This window comes from Bradyrhizobium sp. BR2003 (genome assembly GCF_009720285.1).
In the GTDB taxonomy this organism is placed as follows: domain Bacteria; phylum Pseudomonadota; class Alphaproteobacteria; order Rhizobiales; family Xanthobacteraceae; genus Bradyrhizobium; species Bradyrhizobium elkanii.
Genome location: NZ_SMYJ01000019.1, coordinates 60,240 through 78,507, shown reverse-complemented (window position 1 = coordinate 78,507; position 18,268 = coordinate 60,240). Strand labels below are relative to the sequence as shown.

The 18,268-nt window shown below is 64.9% G+C and carries 17 protein-coding genes; 13 read left to right on the top strand and 4 right to left on the bottom strand.

Translation table 11 applies throughout. The features are described from left to right. Positions 1-5: 5 nt before the first annotated feature. The gene (locus E2I15_RS13520; protein WP_137476383.1) at positions 6-992 is read right to left on the bottom strand and encodes a UbiA family prenyltransferase; all 987 of its coding nucleotides are present in this window, start codon (positions 990-992) and stop codon (positions 6-8) included. Between the two features lie 35 nt (positions 993-1,027). Further along, positions 1,028-2,575 (bottom strand): hypothetical protein, encoded by a 1,548-nt coding sequence (locus E2I15_RS13515; protein WP_246729388.1) that lies wholly within the window; start codon positions 2,573-2,575, stop codon positions 1,028-1,030. Positions 2,576-2,735: 160 nt separating this feature from the next. On the opposite strand from E2I15_RS13515, the gene E2I15_RS13510 reads away from it, so the two are divergent. Together E2I15_RS13510 and E2I15_RS13505 are read left to right on the top strand one after the other, a co-directional pair. Then, positions 2,736-3,893 carry a hypothetical protein gene (locus tag E2I15_RS13510; RefSeq protein ID WP_155262367.1) on the top strand — a complete coding sequence of 386 codons (1,158 nt, stop codon included), beginning with the start codon at positions 2,736-2,738 and terminating at the stop codon, positions 3,891-3,893. Next, positions 3,890-4,123, top strand: coding sequence for a hypothetical protein (locus tag E2I15_RS13505; protein WP_246667877.1), 234 nt, complete (start codon positions 3,890-3,892; stop codon positions 4,121-4,123). Before E2I15_RS13510 ends, E2I15_RS13505 begins: the two co-directional genes overlap by 4 nt. An 18-nt stretch (positions 4,124-4,141) precedes the next feature. Here E2I15_RS13505 and E2I15_RS13500 read toward each other — a convergent pair whose 3' ends face one another. After that, on the bottom strand, positions 4,142-4,501 hold the full coding sequence (locus tag E2I15_RS13500; protein WP_196238907.1) for a VanZ family protein: 360 nt from the start codon (positions 4,499-4,501) through the stop codon (positions 4,142-4,144). A gap of 411 nt (positions 4,502-4,912) precedes the next feature. On the opposite strand from E2I15_RS13500, the gene E2I15_RS13495 reads away from it, so the two are divergent. From E2I15_RS13495 to E2I15_RS13480, 4 genes are all read left to right on the top strand, one after another. Beyond that, positions 4,913-5,575, top strand: coding sequence for a response regulator transcription factor (locus E2I15_RS13495; RefSeq protein ID WP_016841655.1), 663 nt, complete (start codon positions 4,913-4,915; stop codon positions 5,573-5,575). 302 nt (positions 5,576-5,877) lie between these two features. Then, complete coding sequence (locus E2I15_RS13490) at positions 5,878-7,254, top strand: ATP-binding protein (protein ID WP_137476380.1); 1,377 nt, start codon at positions 5,878-5,880, stop codon at positions 7,252-7,254. Positions 7,255-7,504: 250 nt separating this feature from the next. Next, positions 7,505-8,899: a serine/threonine-protein kinase gene (locus E2I15_RS13485; protein ID WP_137476379.1), complete on the top strand. Its 1,395-nt coding sequence runs from the start codon at positions 7,505-7,507 to the stop codon at positions 8,897-8,899. Positions 8,900-9,154: 255 nt separating this feature from the next. Then, the gene (locus E2I15_RS13480; RefSeq protein WP_137476378.1) at positions 9,155-9,544 is read left to right on the top strand and encodes a hypothetical protein; all 390 of its coding nucleotides are present in this window, start codon (positions 9,155-9,157) and stop codon (positions 9,542-9,544) included. A 396-nt stretch (positions 9,545-9,940) separates the two neighbouring features. Here the strand turns inward: E2I15_RS13480 and E2I15_RS13470 are convergent, their stop codons facing one another. Further along, positions 9,941-10,537 carry a sll1863 family stress response protein gene (locus tag E2I15_RS13470; RefSeq protein WP_137476377.1) on the bottom strand — a complete coding sequence of 199 codons (597 nt, stop codon included), beginning with the start codon at positions 10,535-10,537 and terminating at the stop codon, positions 9,941-9,943. Between the two features lie 335 nt (positions 10,538-10,872). On the opposite strand from E2I15_RS13470, the gene E2I15_RS13465 reads away from it, so the two are divergent. The 7 genes from E2I15_RS13465 to E2I15_RS13435 all read left to right on the top strand — a co-directional run bounded on the left by E2I15_RS13465 (position 10,873) and on the right by E2I15_RS13435 (position 18,086). Further along, the gene (locus E2I15_RS13465; protein ID WP_137476376.1) at positions 10,873-11,073 is read left to right on the top strand and encodes a DUF6494 family protein; all 201 of its coding nucleotides are present in this window, start codon (positions 10,873-10,875) and stop codon (positions 11,071-11,073) included. A gap of 169 nt (positions 11,074-11,242) precedes the next feature. Next, the gene (locus tag E2I15_RS13460) at positions 11,243-11,611 is read left to right on the top strand and encodes a VOC family protein (RefSeq protein WP_137476375.1); all 369 of its coding nucleotides are present in this window, start codon (positions 11,243-11,245) and stop codon (positions 11,609-11,611) included. A gap of 532 nt (positions 11,612-12,143) precedes the next feature. Then, positions 12,144-13,286, top strand: coding sequence for a c-type cytochrome biogenesis protein CcmI (gene ccmI / locus E2I15_RS13455; protein WP_137476374.1), 1,143 nt, complete (start codon positions 12,144-12,146; stop codon positions 13,284-13,286). A 59-nt stretch (positions 13,287-13,345) separates the two neighbouring features. After that, positions 13,346-13,843: a cytochrome c maturation protein CcmE gene (gene ccmE / locus E2I15_RS13450; protein ID WP_038382192.1), complete on the top strand. Its 498-nt coding sequence runs from the start codon at positions 13,346-13,348 to the stop codon at positions 13,841-13,843. Beyond that, positions 13,840-15,825, top strand: a complete 1,986-nt coding sequence (locus E2I15_RS13445; protein WP_137476373.1) for a heme lyase CcmF/NrfE family subunit — start codon at positions 13,840-13,842, stop codon at positions 15,823-15,825. Before ccmE ends, E2I15_RS13445 begins: the two co-directional genes overlap by 4 nt. Then, on the top strand, positions 15,825-16,331 hold the full coding sequence (locus tag E2I15_RS13440; RefSeq protein WP_137476372.1) for a cytochrome c-type biogenesis protein: 507 nt from the start codon (positions 15,825-15,827) through the stop codon (positions 16,329-16,331). Before E2I15_RS13445 ends, E2I15_RS13440 begins: the two co-directional genes overlap by 1 nt. A 171-nt stretch (positions 16,332-16,502) precedes the next feature. Then, positions 16,503-18,086, top strand: coding sequence for a Do family serine endopeptidase (locus E2I15_RS13435; protein WP_050387038.1), 1,584 nt, complete (start codon positions 16,503-16,505; stop codon positions 18,084-18,086). Positions 18,087-18,268: the final 182 nt, after the last annotated feature.

The following is an 18,268-nucleotide window of genomic DNA, read 5'->3' as shown; positions in this document are numbered from 1 at the left end:
CTGGCTCAGTTCAATGTGATGTAGTGCTGTTCGGCCAATCGCGCGAGGAACGGCATGTCGACAAGGCTTGCCACCAGGAAGACGGCGACCAGCGCCAGCACGAGCAGCATCAGGCCGCGCTCGCCATAGAGCTTCTCGGGTTTCTGCGCCGACGACCCCGGCGACGTCGACATCGAGAAGTAGGTGGTGAACAGCATCACCACCAGCGGCATCGCAAGCACATACTCGATGCGGTACTTCACCAGGAACACCGAGAGGAAGAACACCGAGAACAGCGAATAGCTGAGGCACGAGGCCGTCAGCGACACCTCGGTATAGTGCGCGAAGCTCGCGCGGTAGCGCGCCAGCAGCTCCCTGCCGTGGGACGCGGCGATCTCGCGATATTCGGACAGCCGCTTGGCCGCCATCAGGAACGCGCCGCCAAACCAGTAGCACATGATCACCGAGCCCGGCGGCAGCGAGGTCGGGTCGATCATCGCCCAGCCGATCAACAGCCGCAGCGGATTGTTGACGGATTCGGAGATGACGTCGAAATAGGCCTTGTCCTTGCTGCGCAGCGGCGGGACATTGTAGACGATGCCCTGCAGGGCGAAGATGCCGGTGGCGAACAGCATCAGGCGGCTGCTCGCGGATGCGCAGACGAGACCGAGCGCGACGAGCAGCAGCCACTCTAGTCCGATGATCTTGCCGTCCATCGCGCTCTGCACCGCGGAGCGCTGCGATTTGGTCGGGTGATGCCGGTCGAAGTCGCGGTCGAACCATTCATTGATGACATAATTGGCCGACGCGATGCAGATCGCGGCCACGAGGCCGAGGACGATCGCGCTTGCAACATGCTCGCCTCTCACGCCGCGCAACAGCCAGGCGAGGACAATCCCGGGAACGATGAAGATGTGCTTGGTGCTGTGATCGAGCCGCAGGATGGCGAGGTACTGCCGGATGCTTGCGGCCGGCGGCTTGCCGGCTTCGACCTTGCTGTCCATCAGCGCCATCGCGCGGTCCTTTTCTGTCGTCGTTGATCGGTCGCCTAGTTGAGGAGGTAGACGTCGAAACTCTCGTCGGTTTTGGCGGGGCCGAAGCGGCGGAGCATCGTGGTCGCTTCGCGGAAATCGCGGATCTGCGCCGCTGAGGCACGGAACGTCCGCCAGTCCTTGCCTTCGTCGTAGATCCGGTCCGGCGTGATCTCGTCGAGCCGGTAGGCCAGCAGGATGATGACCGGCGCGCGGCTCGTGTCGCGAAGCTCGCGGGCAAGGCGCAGGGTCTCGCCGAGATCGCCGTCCATCTTGCCCTTGCGCGAGAAGATCACGACGCTGCCGAATTTGTGGTCGCGGGCGAGATAGGTCCGGTTCTTGACGTAATAAGGCAGCGCCTCGACCAGCCATTCCGGCTCACTGAGGATCACCGCGTCGGCCAGATCGGCGCGCGAGGCGATCAGGCGGCCGAGATCGGCGCTGCGGCTCGCGACCACGCCGGTCACTGCGTTGCGCAGATCGTTGATGCCGGCCGCGCTCTGGATCGCGAGCACCAGCAGGAGCGACACGCGTCCGATCGCCGGCAAGCGCCGGTCGAGCCATGCGCGAGAGCCGGATGGCGCGGTGACCCGGCTCCAGCCGATCCAGTAAAGCGCGATCAGGAAGCTCAGCCAGACCGCGGCATGTCGGTAGGCACCGTTGGCGGCGACGGCGAAGAACAACGACGTCAGCAACAGGGCGGCGATGGCGGCGAGGAAGGCCGGTCGTCGCGGCAAAAGCCCGAGCGTCGCGCCGAACAGCAGCGCCGATCCCGCGATTCCCGGCAGCAGATTGGCAAACAGCGCGCCCAGCGACGTCGAGCCGGGGTTCACCAGCGACAGGATTGCCGCCGCCAGCGGCGACGCGTGCGACCAGTCCCGGGCCGCGGCGTCATTGTAGGTCGGCAGCATCGTCGCGGCGCAGATGACGACGCCAATCGTCGCGATCGTTGCATTGATCGCGAAGTTGGCGAGTTGCGGCGACCAGCGCCAGCCATGGCTCGCGAGTTGGGTCTCGAGCAGGTCGAGCAGCCAGAACAGCAGGAATGCGCCGGCCATGATCGCGCCGACGACGTTGGTGTTGGCGAGCAGGAACAGCAGCGCGCCGAGCAGCAAACCGCGGTCGTGGTGAGCCCGATAGCAGGCCGCGATCGCGAACAGCAACAGGGCCGAGATGCCGTAATTCCTGGCCATCACGACATATTCAAACAACAGCGCATGGCCCGTGATCAGCAGCAGGACCAGCGGCCGCGGGAACGGCGAGCGGAAGATCAGCAGTGCGACCGTGAGGAGCCCGACCACGAAGGCGACGGCGGGCAGCACCTCGACCCGATCGAATACGGCATGCGCGCCGCGCAGCAGGAGGTACCAAAGGGCAGGGTGGCCCTCGCCATGCAACCCTCTCAGCATGGCGACCGGATCGTCGCCGTTCAGGGCAATGATGAGCGCGCGGACCTCGTCGCGCCACATCACATGGCGGCCGATCTGGAATCCGACCAGCGCGACCCATCCTGCGAGGAGCAGGACGTCCGGCCAGGATCGGCGGTCCCGTTTGGGCGCGAACAACCACTGGTCCAGGATGGGCAGAGAACGGGTCAATGAATCCTGCTTGCTGGTCGGATCGGGACGGTCAAACCGTGGCGTCATCCGCCGGCCTGGTGGTTTGTGTTAACAGTAAAATCCACATAGAATGTTGTAACATTATGGGCAAACCAGACTAACATTTATGACGCCGACGCCGGCCCAGAGAACGGTCAGGGACATCGGTCCTGCGCACCCCGAGGTGGAGTTCGCGCTGGTGCTGGCGCGAACCATCGATTCCGTGAGCTCCGACCCGCAGCAGCTGCGCAGCGCGGTCTACGAGCTTGCGCGGCAGAAGCTGCAGCAGCTCGCGCATGAGGATCCGACGGAAAAGCAGCGCCTGATGCAGGCGCTGGAGGTGGCGATCGAAGGCGTCGAAGCGCACACAAAGAGCAATGTGATCGAGAAATTCGAGGTCCCGCCTGCGCGGGCGCTGCCCGCATTCCTCGAGGCGGCGGGCGCCGCGCGGCGGATCGAGGCACCGCCCCGGATCGATGCCGAGGCGGCATTTGTCACGACCCTCGATCGCGTCGAGCCCGCCGCGGTATCGCGCCGTCCGCGATGGTCGTCGTCGGCGCCGCTGCGTTACGTTGTCATGCTGGCGTTCTTCGGGCTGATCGCGGCCGTTGTCCTGCTGCAGCAACGCGGCGTGTCGTTGGCCGCGGCCCGCGCGATGATTGCCGGCACGCGGGCATCGGCGCCGCCTGAAACCCAAAGGCCCGCGGTGGTCGCGGCCGTGCCGGCGCCGGCCGTTGCGGCCGAGCCGCCGGCGCCGAGACGGCCATTGCCGACCGCCTACGGCGTTTATGCCGAGAGCGGCGGCAAGCTCTACGAGCTGCAACTGATCCAGGGGCGCGCGCCGGATCCGCGGGTGGCGATCTCGGCGGCGATCACGCGGCCGAGCGAGACCACGCTGCCGGACGGACATCTCCGCTTCATCGTGTTCCGGCGCGAGGGTGCCGGCGGCGCCTCCGATCCGATCGATGTGCGCCTGATCGCGCATGTGAGCCAGCAGACCACGTTCGACGCGGCCGGCAAGCCGGTGGTCTCGCCGGGTGACGACAGTTGGGTGATCCGCAACATCTCGATCCCGTTCCGCGCGGCGCCGCTCAAGGACGATCCGCAGATGTTCGAGGTCCTGCCGCGCGACGACGCGCCGCTGCCGCCGGGACGCTACGCGCTGATCCTGAAGGCCCAGGCCTACGATTTCACTGTCGAGGGCGCGGTGACCGACAAGCGGCACTGCCTGCAGCGGCTGGCGGCCGCCAATGGCGTGTTCTACTCGGAATGCGAGAAGCCGTGAGCGGGGTGTCCGTCCGGTTCAGCGCCGTGCTGGCGCTCCTGCTGGCGTCGAGTGCCGCCGTCGCCGCACCCGCTGCCGAGACCGCAAAGCGCTGCCTGCGCGCGGCCTACATGGTCTACCCCTACAAGCGACCGGGGGCCGTGCCGATGAATGGCGACCGGCTGCACTTCTTTCGGCAATGCATGGCGCAGGACGACATGAAGTCGGCGGAAGCGCCGAAGCGCGATTGAGCGCAACGCGCCGGCCGCTCAGCTCGCGGACTGTTCCGCGCCCGACCTCAGCCGGCCGAACTGGCTGCGCAGCACGAGCAGCATCAAGCGACCGACGCCGATGCCGGCGAGACCTCCGGCCACCTTGACGATCGCGTCGATCAGGCGGCCGTGACGGTCCGGTGTCAGGAATTGCATTGCTTCGAGCGTGAACGCGCTGAAGACGACAAAGAGCACGATCAGCGCGGTGCGCCGCGGGTAGCCCAGCACGAAGGCCAGCGCCATCACGGCGAACGCCGCGAAATGCTCGATCTGCGGATGGAAGAGCGAGGGACGGTCCTGGATCGGGGACAGTGTCACGAAGGCGATGAAGGCAAGCGCAAGCCAGCCTGCGATCACGCCGAACCTCCGTATTTTTGAAACAAGCAACGCGTTCTTCCCGGTCCATGGGCGCTCGGCGCGCCGCCGTTGAATTAGCGCATCGCTCGTGTCGGCGACATGAAAATGGTCGTCGAAGGTTAACTTGCCGGTCGACTGCAAATGTCCCGACATGTTGTCCGTGCTCCGGCCCGCCGGAAGGTAGCCAGCAACAATTGCTTTCAAGTTTTAGGTATTAAAATACCCTCAACTGAAACCCGATCTCAGTTCGCGCGCATCTCATGGAGGGAACCAGTGATGCTTGCGCGGGTTCCCGGGATGGTGCACCTGACGAAAAAATAAGCTGCGCCTTGCGGGTCCATTCATAAGCCGTTCACGGCGGGAAGCCTCATTTGATGCCGAATATCGCAATGCTCACTCTCGGAGGCCAAAGTGCGTCTGCTCGTAGTTGAGGATGACCCGGATCTGAACCGCCAGCTCACCACCGCGCTGACGGACGCCGGCTATGTGGTCGATCGCGCGTTCGACGGCGAGGAGGGGCATTTCCTTGGCGACAGCGAGCCCTATGACGCGGTCGTGCTGGATATCGGCCTGCCGAAGATGGACGGTATCTCGGTGCTCGAGGCCTGGCGGCGGAACAAGCGGGTGATGCCGGTGCTGATTCTCACCGCGCGCGATCGCTGGAGCGACAAGGTTCAGGGCTTCGACGCCGGCGCCGACGACTATGTCGCCAAGCCCTTCCACCTCGAGGAGGTGCTGGCGCGGATCCGCGCGCTGCTGCGCCGCGCGACCGGTCATGCCCAGGTCGAACTGAACTGCGGGCCGGTGGCGCTGAATACCCGCACCAAACGTGTCACCGTCAACGGCAATCCGATCAAGCTGACCTCGCACGAGTACAATCTGCTCGACTATCTGATGCACCACACCGGGCGGGTGGTCTCGCGCACCGAGCTGGTCGAGCATCTCTACGACCAGGACTTCGACCGCGACTCCAACACGATCGAGGTGTTCGTCGGGCGTATTCGCAAGAAGCTGGAAGTCGATATCATCCAGACCGTGCGCGGCCTCGGCTACATGCTCTCGCCGCCGACCTAGAGCATGATCCGGAAAAGTGCGCAGCGGTTTTCCGAAAAGATCATGCTCAAACAAGGAGCTCGCGATGTGGATCCAACCTGATCTCATTGCGCTTTAGAGCATTTTCGAGCGAAGTGGATGCCGGTTCGTTCACGCGAAGAAAGCACGACCAAACAAACGGATAAGAGCATATCCTATTCAATCGGATCATGCTCTTAAGGCGCTTGATCGGCGTGCGGGCTACGGCATGATCCGCGCCAGGAGGGACTGGATTCGCCAATGTTTGAATCCCTGATGTCTGTTGACGCTGACACGATGTTCTGATGGGCGGCAGCTCGCTCGCGACACGCCTGTTCGTCTCGGCGACCGCCTGGGTGGTGGTGATCCTGGCGATCACGGGCGTCATCCTGTCGTCGGTCTATCGCGACGCGACCGAGCGCGCCTTCGACCGGCGGCTCAATCTCTATCTGCGCACCCTGATCGCCGAAGTGGCGACGCCGGATGAGCCGGCGGACCGCCAGTTCCAGTCGCTCGGCGAGCCGCTGTTCGACCTGCCGTTATCGGGCTGGTACTGGCAGATCACCCGCACCGATACCGAAAAGGGCGAGACCCGCGCCTCGCGCTCGCTGTGGGACAAGAAGCTGCCCAAGCTCGAGGAGCACGGCGCCGAGCTGACCGCTGCCGGCGTCCGGCTCGGCTATGTCGACGGGCCCGAAGGCCAGAGCCTGCGCGTGGTGGAGCGGCCGGTCGATCTCGGCGCCGACGGCAAGTTCCTGGTCAGCGTCGCGGGCGATGCCACCGAGATCTTCGATGAGACGCGCAGCTTCGACTATTATCTCGGCGGCACCTTCGCCGCGCTCGGCGTCGTGCTGCTGCTGACCACGGTCTTCCAGGTGCGTTACGGCCTCGCGCCGCTCAAGCGCATTTCCGATGCGATTGCCGATATCCGCTCCGGCCGCGCCGAGCGGCTGGAAGGCCGGTTTCCGGTCGAGATCGCGCCGCTGGCGCGCGAGACCAATGCGCTGATCGACGCCAACCGGGAGATCGTCGAGCGCTCGCGCACCCATGTCGGCAATCTCGCCCATGCGATCAAGACGCCGCTGTCGGTGATCGTGAACGAGGCGGCCGCGCATACCGCCGATCCTTTCGCCAGCAAGGTGCTGGAGCAGGCCGATCTGATGCGGGACCAGGTCGCGCACCATCTTGAGCGCGCGCGGATCGCTGCGCGAGCCACCATCGTCAGCACCATCACCGACGTCGCGCCTGTGATCGAGGCGCTGCGCCGGACCATGGAAAAGATCCATCGCGATCGCGATCTCGCGATCGAGGCGAAGGCCGATCCGGCGGCGCGGTTTCGCGGCGAGCGGCAGGACCTCGAGGAGATGGTCGGCAATCTCGTCGACAACGCCTGCAAATGGGCGTCCTCGCAGGTGTTCGTCGAGGTCAGCGTGGTCCCGCCGGAGGCGTCGGGCGCGGGTCCCAGGTTACGGATCGTGGTCGATGACGACGGACGCGGCCTGTCGGAGGCCGAGCGCGCCCAGGTGTCACGGCGCGGCCAGCGGCTCGACGAGTCGAAACCCGGCTCCGGGCTCGGCCTGTCGATCGTGACCGATCTTGCCGGCCTCTACGGCGGCAATCTCACCCTGAACAACGCGCCGATCGGCGGCCTGCGGGCCGAGCTGACGCTGCCGGCAGTGTAGCCGAGCAATTCCACGAAACCAGCTCATAGGAACGCTCGTCGGGTATCGTCATTCCGGGGCGATGCGAAGCATCGAACCCGGAATCTCTAGATTCCGGGTTCGCTTCGCGCCCCGGAATGACGATGTTCGACGAGGCCGCATCGTCCCGGCGCGGTCATTCTTCCTAAACGCGTTCTTAACGCGCCGACCTCTATCATTGCGGGCGGACGGGCTGCGGCGCTTGCCGGGCACCAAGCTTTCACGACCGGGCATGAGCCAGAAATCGACCGAGCGGCTGAGGGATTATCTCGCGCAGCTTCCGCCGCAATCGCAGGCGCTGCTGATGCGCGAGCTGGAGCGCGCCGTCGAACGCGGCGATGACGTCGCCGTCGCCAATCTGGTCCTCGAGCAGCTGCGCAAGATCGTGCGCGGGGCCGAGGAGGACGAGCAGATCCAGCCGCGCAGCGACGATCCGGCACGGCTCCTGTTCCGGCCGGTCGAGCCGTTCCTCGCCGAGACCAATTTCCCGACGCGCCCTGGCCAGATCCGGCGCGCCTCGCTGCTGCCGATCTGGCAATGGCTGGCCCGCGAGGGCGCGCCCGAAGCTGCCCGTACATTCGAGGCGGCGCTCGCCGCGGCCACGGAGAGCGGTCCGATGGAGACCGCCGCGCGCAAGTTCCAGCTCGCCGCCGCGGACGCCATCCTCAGGATTGCGGCGCCAAGCCAGGACGACCGCCAGCGCGCGCTGTCGCGCGTCGGCCCGCCGAGCGTGGTCGAGGACCTGCTGCCGATCGGCCTCGTGCTGCAGGCCCGCGAAGCGCTGGAAACCCTGGGAAGCCGGCTGCCGAGCCAGATCCGGGTGTTTGCCGATTCCCAGATCGCGTCCGCCACGGAAGCGCTCAAGCTGCCGTCGCTGCAGACGCCGCAGCTATTGCCGTTCGCGCTGTCACTGATTGCGCAGCGGCTCGCCGCGCCATGGCAGATCGTCCGCCTCGCCATCAAGATGGCGGCCTCGGACGACGAGCTCCGCGTCGCGGCAACGCCGTATGGCGTCGCGGTCACCATCGCGCTACATGACCTGTCGTTCGTCGCGGCCTGCCTGCGCACCGACATCAGGCGCGGGCATTTCGATTATGTCGGCGAGCAGCTCAAGACCCTGCATGACGGCGTCCGCGGCCTGCGCACCGAGCTTGATCTGCGCAACGATTCCACCTGGGGCCGCCAGCTCACCTCGGTCCGTGCCGATACCTCCAACGCGCTGCAATCGGAGATCGACAGCGTGCCGGGCCGGGTCCGCCGCATCCTGCGCCAGCGCGCCGACAAGGACATCACGGCCGGCGCCAAGATCGATCAGTCCGAGGTCGAGGACGCCGCCGCGCTGATCGATTTCGTCGCGGTGTGCCGCACCTATGCCAGCGAGCTCGCCATCAACGAGGTGACGCTGCGGACCTTCTCGGATCTGCAGCATTATGTCGAGCAGTCGACCGAAGGACTGGTGCAGTCGCTGCGCGGCGGCGACGCCCGGGTCCGGGCGTTCCGCCAGCAGCAGGTCAAGGCCGCGATCCGGTTCTGCGAGGTGCTGTTCGGCCACGACTACGCCTCGCTGATGAACCGGGCGGCCGAGAACGCCGTCACGGGCGAGCGCAAATCGTCCCGCGCAGGGTAGTGTAGACTAGGTACGGTTCGAACCCTGTTCGAGCGCTCCAAAATCCCACTTACCAAAGCGTGTACCCGTAAATCCGTCCGCCGTACGAACGTCCGCATTACCAACGGTAAGCTGACAAAAAAGGCGCGCTTGGTGATGTCGGCAAGGGCCCACAATGAAACATCACCGAATGACTCAAGTTTTCTATACTTGTTCAGCTCGCGCTTAAAGCTGCTGGCTCTATCGTGGGCCGCAGCAACGGGACCGAAAACGCCTATGGTTGGCTATCCGATACTATGGGACGAGACATTCAGCATAGATCAACTCTCGAAATGCTGTCCTTACGAGATTAGCGAGATCGAAGAATATCTCTTCGGCAATCATTATCACTGGTCGCTTGACGAGGAGCTGACCACGTTCGAAGTAGTGGACTCGCACGTTCAGCTGCGAAACGCAGAAAGGCATTATTGGCTATTTGAGGCGCGTGACAGGGCTAAACAGCGGCAATGGCTGGTCGTCATCGGTACAGGAAAGAGCCCGTTCGATCCATCTAAGAAGATGAAGCGGTGGATGTACGCAATGACGAACGATGACAATCTATCGCTTGAGCAGTTTCTGGACCAAGAATATCGCGAGCAGCTCGCTGCGGATCGCCGGTCTCGTTGATCGGAATGCGAAGGCCTCAAGTAGGTCCGTTTTGGGTCACAGGCAGCGGTCGAGGACCGCGCTCCGCCGTGAACGTGGTTCGGCATGAGGCACCAGGCCCACACTTCGACGCCGGCCGCAGCGCAATGGGCGGCGAGCAGGTCGCGATAAAGCACATAGTCGCCGTCGCCAAAGAAGGTCTGCGCGCGGCCATTGCCACGCTGCGTGACATGGTGAGGGCAACCGGGGATCACGACACGGGCGAGACGAGCCGTGCCGGATGGTGCACGCCAGGGCGCGGTCAGTCAATTGAGTGCGCTGTTGCCGTAATGCGAATGCCATCTCTTGATTACGCCCCCACAAAAGGAAAGAGACCGCCAAGCGGCGGTCTCTCCAAAATGCGGTCAACTGTCTTAATCAAGCGGCCCGCTTGAACGCCTCCCGCACCGCCTCATTGGCGCGATCAAACACCGCGCGCGTTTCCGTCAAGGCGGTCATCAGGACGGGCCAGGACTCGGTCCCTGCTTGTTGCAGTTTCTTGAGTTTCTCCTCGGCTAGCGCGGCGTCGGCCTTCATGCGGTTAACCATCGCGTCGAGTTCGCTCCGACGTTCCGTTGCGAATCCTGCAGCGGCCGCCTGAAACTTATTGGCCGCTTCACTCCAGGCTTTCAATTGAGCATCGGCCTGAAGCTTGAAGGTCGCCTGCTGTTGCTTGATTTGCTCGCCGAAGCTTTCGACATATTTTTGAACCTCAGTGTCGAAACGAGCCCAGTCGGCTTCCAGCTGGGTCTTCGCGCCGGTCCATGCGGCCTCGTTCGCATCCACTTGCTTCTCGACGGCCGCCCGGAACCCGTCACGCTTGTTGCGCAAATCGACCAGAGTCTGGTTGGCCTTGATGCGGAGATCGGCATTAACCTCGCCAATTTTGCTCTCAAGCGAGGTCAGGGCAGCGTCCATTTCATCGATCCGCTCCTTGGCCCAATTTGCAAAGAAATGACTGCCTTGCGCGCTCATATTTTCGCTCCGTGAATTTTTGACATCCCCTGTTGCTGACTAACATGCTGCGCTGTTGACTCCTTGATATGGGTCAACATCAAACCTGGATTGTCACCTAAGGCGTTGCGAGGTCCGGTCCGGGCCACAAGCAACGGTCGAGGACCGCGCTCAGCCGTGTCCGGTCCACCTCAGACTGCCGACATTGCAGCGTCAGGTGTAGTCTTCAGATCCGGGCCGAGATTGGTAGGCGATCCAGGTAAGGAGGAAGTCGGCGGCGACGCGAGCGCGGCGTCGATGTTTGGTGTTTGCTCACCTCGTGTTAGACTTTGGCTACCCGATCAGGGAGAACAGCCATGACCGCCGAGTTCGATGAAGACCGCTTCAATATGGCTATCCGTAAATTTCTGAAGCATGTCGGAGTTACATCGCAGCGTGAAATCGAGAACCTGGTGCGTAGCGGGGTGGTGAAAGATGGCAAGCTCAAACTGCGAATGACCCTGTCCGCTGAGGGGACGCCGCTGAAACATGTTGTCGAGGAAACAGTCGCACTCTGACGGGGTCCCGGCTGTCCGGCATTGCCGCCCTTTTTGGTGGAGGATTCAATCCTCCTGATTTCCAATTTGGTCTGTGGTGTCGATTCGAAAACTTCCGTGGCGGGGGCTCTGACCGCGAGAGAAGTCTTACCTACAAACGACGCAGGAATAGAGCAGGAGAGTTGTTTCCATGATCGAGGGGATCAGCGCGGTCACGCTCGGCACCCACGAGATGCCACGGGCTGTCCGATTCTACCGCGCCTTGGGATTTGAGGTCCTGCATGGCGGCGAGCAGTCGTCATTCACCAGCTTTCGGGCTGGTGCGAGTTATCTCAACCTCATCGCCCAGCCTGCTGATCGGTGCTGGTCCTGGTGGGGACGCATCATCTTTTATGTTGCCGATGTTGACACACTTTACGACCGTTCCCTTGCAGCAGGATACCAGCCGGCCACTGTCCCCCGCGACGCCGAATGGGGTGAGCGCTACTTCCACCTGATTGATCCCGATGGCCACGAACTCAGTTTCGCCCGGCCTCTGCTCCCGGTTGCCGTCCAATAGCAGCTCGAAGCGACCTACCATCCCGCGCGGCAGCCGGCCTTGATACTCAAATGCCACGCTGCATAGCAATGATCCTCGGTGACGGCCTGACGCATTCATCCGCCGCCCATCGCCGCGTCGCGCTGATGCGAACATCGCTGGATGTCGCAGAAGGGGCACAATATTGCGGGGTCGGATCGCGTGTCCACTTTGCCCCCGGACGGCAAATTGACGACCGCGCCAGGGTCGGTGGACAAGTATTTGAGCGATTTCGGAATAATGGAAGTGTGGCGCTGATTTGCCCGACATGTCAAGTCGTCAATCGAGCGCCGGCGGAAGCCTGCGCCTTTGCATGGGGTTGTTTTCGATATTTTGGTCGCGCGTGCCTTCGCCAGGAGACTCCGGTGCAATTCCGCCGGAATTGCACCGGAAACCGCCTGATTTCGACCTTCGGTCGATCCAGTAATTGTCAATTGCCGGGCTCGCCGCCGGTAGTGTAAAGCGATTCTAAGGCGGCTTGCCGGAAGCCGCCGTTCCATCCGGGAACCGCTTGATGACGCTGTGGTTTGTGTTCGCGCTGATGACGGTCGCGGCGATCTTTGCCGTGCTATGGCCGCTCAGCCGGCGCGGGCGCGCGGATACCGGCGGCAGCGAGGTCGTGGTCTACCGCGACCAGCTCGCCGAAATCGACCGCGACATGGCCGCCGGCATCATCGGCGCCGCCGAGGCCGATGCCGCGCGGGTCGAGATCAGCCGCCGGCTGCTGGCCGCCGCCGATCAGAGCGGACGTGAGACCCCGGTGCAAGGCAGCCTCAATCTGCGGCGCGCTGCCGCGATCGTCGGCCTGGTCGGATTGCCGGTGATTGCCTCGGGCTTCTATCTCGCGCTCGGCTCGCCGCGCCTCGGCGACTTCCCGCTCGCCGAGCGCAGCCGCTTGGCCGACGCCAATCAGCCGCTCGCCAATCTGGTCGCGCAGGTCGAGGCGCATCTCGAAAAGAACCCGACCGACGGCCGCGGCTGGACGGTGCTGGCGCCGGTGCTGTCGCGGCTCGGCCGCTACGATGACGCCGTCCGCGCCTATCGCAACGCCATCACCTATGCCGGCGACAGCGCCGATCGCCGCGCCGATCTCGGCGAGGCGCTGATGGGGACTGCCGGCGGCGTCGTCACCGCGGACGCCAAGGCGGAGTTCGAGCGCGCGGTCGCGCTGAATGGCGACGATGCCAAGGCGAACTATTTCCTCGGCCTTGCCGCCGAGCAGGACGGCCGCAAGGCCGACGCCGCGGCGCTCTGGCAGAAGATGCTGGCGAAGGCGCCGGCGGACGCGCCGTGGCGGCCGCTGGTGCAGGCCGCGCTCGGGCGGGTCGGCGGCGCCAGCTCGGCCGGCGGCGTCAGCGCACCCGGTGGCGTCAGCGCACCGGCGCTGCCGGACAGTGCGGTGGCTGCGGCCAGGGACATGAGCGAGGCCGATCGCGGCACCATGATCAAAGGCATGGTCGATCGGCTGGCGACGCGGCTGAAGACCAATGGCGACGACGTCGAAGGCTGGCTGCGGCTGGTCCGCGCCTATCTCGTGATGGGCGACCGCGACAAGGCGATGAGCGCGCTCGCGGATGCCCGTCAGGCGGTCGCCAACGATGCGGACCGGTTGCGTCAGCTCAATGAGGGGCTGAAGAATCTCGGGCTGGATGGATAACGGATGACGCCGAAAAGTGCGCAGCGGTTTTCGGAGCATGTCATGCGCAAGGATGGACCATGACCAGGAAACAACGGCGTTTGACACTGATCGGCTGCGCGCTCGTCGTGCTGGCGATCGCCGCGGGCCTGGTGCTGAACGCGCTGCGCGATTCCATCGTGTTCTTCTCGACGCCGTCGATGGTCGCCGAAAAGCATCTCGGTCCGGGCAAGCGTTTCCGCCTCGGCGGCCTGGTGGAACAGGGCTCGCTGAAGCGCGGCGACAATCTCGCCGTGACCTTCACCGTCGGCGACGGCGGCGCGACGCTGCCGGTCGCCTACAAGGGCATCCTGCCGGATCTGTTCCGCGAGGGGCAGGGCGTGGTTGCCGAAGGCGCGCTCGACGCCAACGGCGTGTTCCGCGCCGACACCGTGCTCGCCAAGCATGACGAGACCTACATGCCGAAGGACGTCGCCGACGCCTTGAAGAAGCAGGGCCACTGGAAGGACGATTACGGCGCCAAATCAAGCAATACGCCGAGCGCCTCCGCGGCGCCGACCCAGGGAGCCGTGCGGTGATTGCTGAAAGTGGACATTACGCCCTGGTGCTCGCGCTCGGGCTGGCGTTGATCCAGTCCATCGTGCCGATCGTCGGCGCGCGCTGGCGCGATGCGGCGCTGATGAACGTCGCGCGTTCGACCGCGCTCGCCCAGTTGCTGTTCGTCGCGGCGTCGTTCGCGGCGCTGGTGACTCTGCACGTGACCTCGGATTTCTCGGTCGCCAATGTCTACGAGAATTCGCATTCGCTGAAGCCGCTGCTCTACAAGGTCACCGGCGTCTGGGGCAATCATGAAGGATCGATGCTGCTGTGGGTGTCGATCCTGGCGCTGTTCGGCGGCCTCGTCGCGGCCTTCGGCAACAATCTGCCGCTGTCGCTGCGTGCGCACGTGCTGGCGGTGCAGGCCTGGGTCGCGAGCGCGTTCTATCTGTTCATCCTGATCACCTCGAACCCGTTCCTGCGCATCGCCAATCCGCCGCTGGAAGGCCGCGACCTCAATCCGGTGCTGCAGGATATCGGCCTCGCGGTACATCCGCCGATGCTCTATCTCGGCTATGTCGGCTTCTCGATCTCGTTCTCGTTCGCGGTGGCAGCGCTGCTCGAGGGACGGATCGACGCCGCCTGGGCGCGCTGGGTGCGGCCGTGGACGCTGATGGCGTGGATCTTCCTGACGCTCGGCATCGCAATGGGCTCCTACTGGGCCTATTACGAGCTCGGCTGGGGCGGCTGGTGGTTCTGGGATCCGGTCGAGAACGCCTCGCTGATGCCGTGGCTTGCCGGCACCGCGCTGCTGCATTCGGCGCTGGTGATGGAGAAGCGCAACGCGCTGAAGGTCTGGACCGTCCTGCTCTCGATCCTGACCTTCTCGCTGTCGCTGCTCGGCACCTTCCTGGTGCGCTCCGGCGTGCTCACGTCGGTCCATGCCTTCGCGACCGATCCGACGCGCGGCGTGTTCATCCTGCTGATCCTGTTCGTCTTCATCGGCGGCAGCCTGTCGCTGTACGCCTGGCGCGCGCCGGCGCTCAAGCAGGGCGGGCTGTTCGCGCCGATCTCGCGCGAGGGCGCGCTGGTGCTCAACAATCTGCTGCTCACCACCGCCTGCGCGACCGTGTTCATCGGCACGCTGTATCCGCTGGCGCTTGAGGTCCTGACCGGCGAGAAGATCTCGGTCGGCGCGCCGTTCTTCAATTTCACCTTCGCGCCGCTGTTCGTGCCGCTGCTGCTCGCAGTCCCATTCGGACCGCTGCTGGCCTGGAAGCGCGGCGATCTGCTCGGCGCGGCGCAGCGGCTGATGCTGGCCGGCATCGTCGCGCTGGTTGCGATGGCGCTGGTATTTGCATGGACCTATGGCGGCGCGACCCTGGCGCCGCTCGCGATTGCGCTTGCGGTGTTCGTGATCATGGGCGCGCTGTGCGATCTCGCCGAGCGCATCGCGCTGTTCCGGATTCCGCTGTCGCTCTCGCTGCGCCGCGCGCGCGGGTTGCCGCGTGCGACCTGGGGGACTGCGTTTGCGCATGCCGGTCTCGGCGTCGCGCTGATCGGGATCGTCTGCGAGACCACCTGGAACAGCGAATATATCGGCGCGATGAAGCCGGACGACGTCGCCCGCGTCGCCGGCTACCAGTTGCGGCTCGACGGCCTGAACCCGCGGCAGGGTCCGAACTTCCGCGAGATGGTCGCGCAATTCACCGTGACGCGTGACGGCGAGAAGGTCAGCGTCATGACGCCCTCGAAGCGCAACTTCACGACGCGCGGCGCCTCGACGACCGAGGCCGCGCTGATGACGCGCGGCGCAAGCCAGCTCTACATCTCGCTCGGCGATACCTCGGCCGACGGCGCGATCGCGGTGCGCATCTATCACAAGCCGCTGGTGCTGATGATCTGGTGGGGACCGGTGCTGATGGCGTTCGGCGGCCTGCTGTCGCTGTCCGATCGCCGCTTGCGGGTCGGTGCGCCGAAACCGGCCAAATCGGCGGCGCGCGCCTTGCAGGCGGCCGAGTGATGCGGTCGCGCGCGCTGGCAGCGGTCGTGCTTGGAGCGAGCCTGGTGCTCGGCGCGATGCCCGCGCGGGCGGTGCTGCCCGACGAGATCATGGCGGACCCGGCCAAGGAGGCGAGGGCGCGCGAGCTCTCCAAAGAGTTGCGCTGCATGGTCTGTCAGAACCAGTCGATCGACGATTCGGAGGCGCCCTTGGCGCGCGACCTCCGTCTTTTGGTGCGTGAACGCATCTCGGCCGGCGACAGCGACCGCCAGGTGATCGATTTCCTGGTGGCCCGCTACGGCGAATTCGTGCTGCTCAAGCCGCGCCTCAACGAGCACACGCTGCTGCTGTGGCTGACCCCGCCGCTGGCGCTGCTGCTGGGCGGTTTTGCGCTCTGGCGGCTCGGCCGGCGCAAGGCAAATCTGGCCGCCGGCGGGGGCGATTCCGCCGCCGGACTGACGTCCGACGAGCAGGCGCGCCTGAAACGGCTGCTGGCGGCGGAATCCGCGCCGGACAAGCCGCTTTAGTTCCCTTTTAAGTCCTTTATTTACCTGCGCTATTCTGCCGCAGCGGCGGCCCGCTCAATTACCAAAGTTTAATTCCGCATCCAGCGCGCTGTAAGGCTGATGACCCCATGTTCAGACGCATCAGGTGCTCGCCCCCGGCACCAATGATTCTGGCCCTGGAGATTTCAAGACATGACCGACCGTCCCGACCTCTCGACCCTTCCGTCCTACAAGGCGCCGAAGCGCTCGCTGTTCTCTGCCCGCAAACTCGCGCTGATGGCGTCGGTCGTGGCCGGCCTCGGTGCCGCCACCTACGGCTTCAGCCCCTCGCACAACCCCGCCGACCTGTTCACGACGCCCGCGCATGCGCAGGTCAACAACGAGGTCAAGAAGGTCCAGCAGCCGGTCGGGTTTGCCGACATCGTCGAGCGCGTCAAGCCGTCGGTGATCTCGGTCAAGGTCAACATTCGCGAGAAGGTCGCGAAGGATGACAGCAACAATGACGATTCGCCGTTCCAGCCGGGCTCGCCGATGGAGCGCTTCTTCCGCCGCTTCGGCGGTCCCGATGGCTTGCCCCCGGGTCTGCGCGGTGGACCGCGTGGCGGTGGCGTGGTGACGGGCCAGGGCTCCGGCTTCTTCATCTCGGCTGACGGCTTTGCCGTGACGAACAACCACGTGGTCGACGGCGCCGACAAGGTCGAAGTCACCACCGACGACGGCAAGACCTATTCCGCCAAGGTGATCGGCACCGATCCGCGCACCGACCTCGCGCTGATCAAGGTCGAGGGCGGCTCCAACTTCCAGTTTGCCAAGCTGTCCGACTCCAAGCCGCGCATCGGCGACTGGGTGCTGGCGGTCGGCAATCCGTTCGGCCTCGGCGGCACCGTGACCGCGGGCATCGTCTCGGCCTCCGGCCGCGACATCGGCAACGGCCCGTATGACGATTTCATCCAGATCGATGCGCCCGTGAACAAGGGCAATTCGGGTGGCCCGGCGTTCGACGTGTCCGGTGAGGTGATGGGCGTCAACACGGCGATCTACTCGCCGTCCGGCGGCAGCGTCGGCATCGCGTTCTCGATCCCGGCCCAGACCGTCAAGAGCGTCGTCGCCCAGCTGAAGGACAAGGGCGCGGTCAGCCGTGGCTGGATCGGCGTCCAGATCCAGCCGGTGACCTCCGACATCGCCGACAGCCTCGGCATGAAGAAGGCCGAAGGCGCGCTGGTTGCCGAACCGCAGGCCAACGGCCCCGCGGCCAAGGCCGGCATCGAGTCCGGCGACGTCATCACCGCCGTCAATGGCGAGCCGGTGAAGGATGCGCGCGAGCTCGCCCGCACCATCGGCGGCCTCGCGCCCGGCAACGCCGTGAAGCTGAACGTGCTGCACAAGGGTCAGGACAAGACCGTCAACCTCACGCTCGGCCAGCTGCCGAACAACCTGGAAGCCAAGGCTGACACCGACAAGAGCGACAAGGGCAACTCGTCCCGCGGCACCGACGTGCCGAAGCTCGGCCTCACCGTGGCGCCCGCCAACAGCGTGGCCGGCGCCGGCAAGGAAGGCGTGGTCGTGACCGAAGTCGATCCCAAGAGTGCTGCCGCCGAGCGGGGCTTCAAGGAAGGCGACGTGATCCTCGAGGTCGCCGGCAAGTCGGTCGGCACCGCCGGTGAGGTGCGTGATGCGATCACCGCGGCGCGCAATGACAGCAAGAACAGTGTTCTCATGCGCGTGAAGAGCGGCGGTTCGTCGCGCTTTGTGGCAGTGCCGCTGGCGAAGGGATAACTATCTATGAGTTGGAAAGCGTCGCCGGCATCAGTCGCCCCCGCCGACGGCGCTTTCCGGGGGGCGGGCCCCTTGCTCGCTCCCTACGTTGCCTTTCGATGGAATATGCCCCCCTCTGTCGGAAGGTCTCAGGGCGGTGAGGTCCCCCAGCTTCACCGCCCACTTTTTTCAAGCAATCGAGA

Bases quoted from the DNA above. Each gene is read 5' to 3' on its own strand.
- E2I15_RS13470 (WP_137476377.1), bottom strand. From the start codon at position 10,537: ATGAGCGCGCAAGGCAGTCATTTCTTTGCAAATTGGGCCAAGGAGCGG.
- ccmI (WP_137476374.1), top strand. From the start codon at position 12,144: ATGACGCTGTGGTTTGTGTTCGCGCTGATGACGGTCGCGGCGATCTTT.
- E2I15_RS13465 (WP_137476376.1), top strand. From the start codon at position 10,873: ATGACCGCCGAGTTCGATGAAGACCGCTTCAATATGGCTATCCGTAAA.
- E2I15_RS13490 (WP_137476380.1), top strand. From the start codon at position 5,878: ATGGGCGGCAGCTCGCTCGCGACACGCCTGTTCGTCTCGGCGACCGCC.
- E2I15_RS13510 (WP_155262367.1), top strand. From the start codon at position 2,736: ATGACGCCGACGCCGGCCCAGAGAACGGTCAGGGACATCGGTCCTGCG.
- E2I15_RS13435 (WP_050387038.1), top strand. From the start codon at position 16,503: ATGACCGACCGTCCCGACCTCTCGACCCTTCCGTCCTACAAGGCGCCG.
- E2I15_RS13480 (WP_137476378.1), top strand. From the start codon at position 9,155: ATGGTTGGCTATCCGATACTATGGGACGAGACATTCAGCATAGATCAA.
- E2I15_RS13440 (WP_137476372.1), top strand. From the start codon at position 15,825: ATGCGGTCGCGCGCGCTGGCAGCGGTCGTGCTTGGAGCGAGCCTGGTG.
- ccmE (WP_038382192.1), top strand. From the start codon at position 13,346: ATGACCAGGAAACAACGGCGTTTGACACTGATCGGCTGCGCGCTCGTC.
- E2I15_RS13460 (WP_137476375.1), top strand. From the start codon at position 11,243: ATGATCGAGGGGATCAGCGCGGTCACGCTCGGCACCCACGAGATGCCA.
- E2I15_RS13485 (WP_137476379.1), top strand. From the start codon at position 7,505: ATGAGCCAGAAATCGACCGAGCGGCTGAGGGATTATCTCGCGCAGCTT.
- E2I15_RS13520 (WP_137476383.1), bottom strand. From the start codon at position 992: ATGGCGCTGATGGACAGCAAGGTCGAAGCCGGCAAGCCGCCGGCCGCA.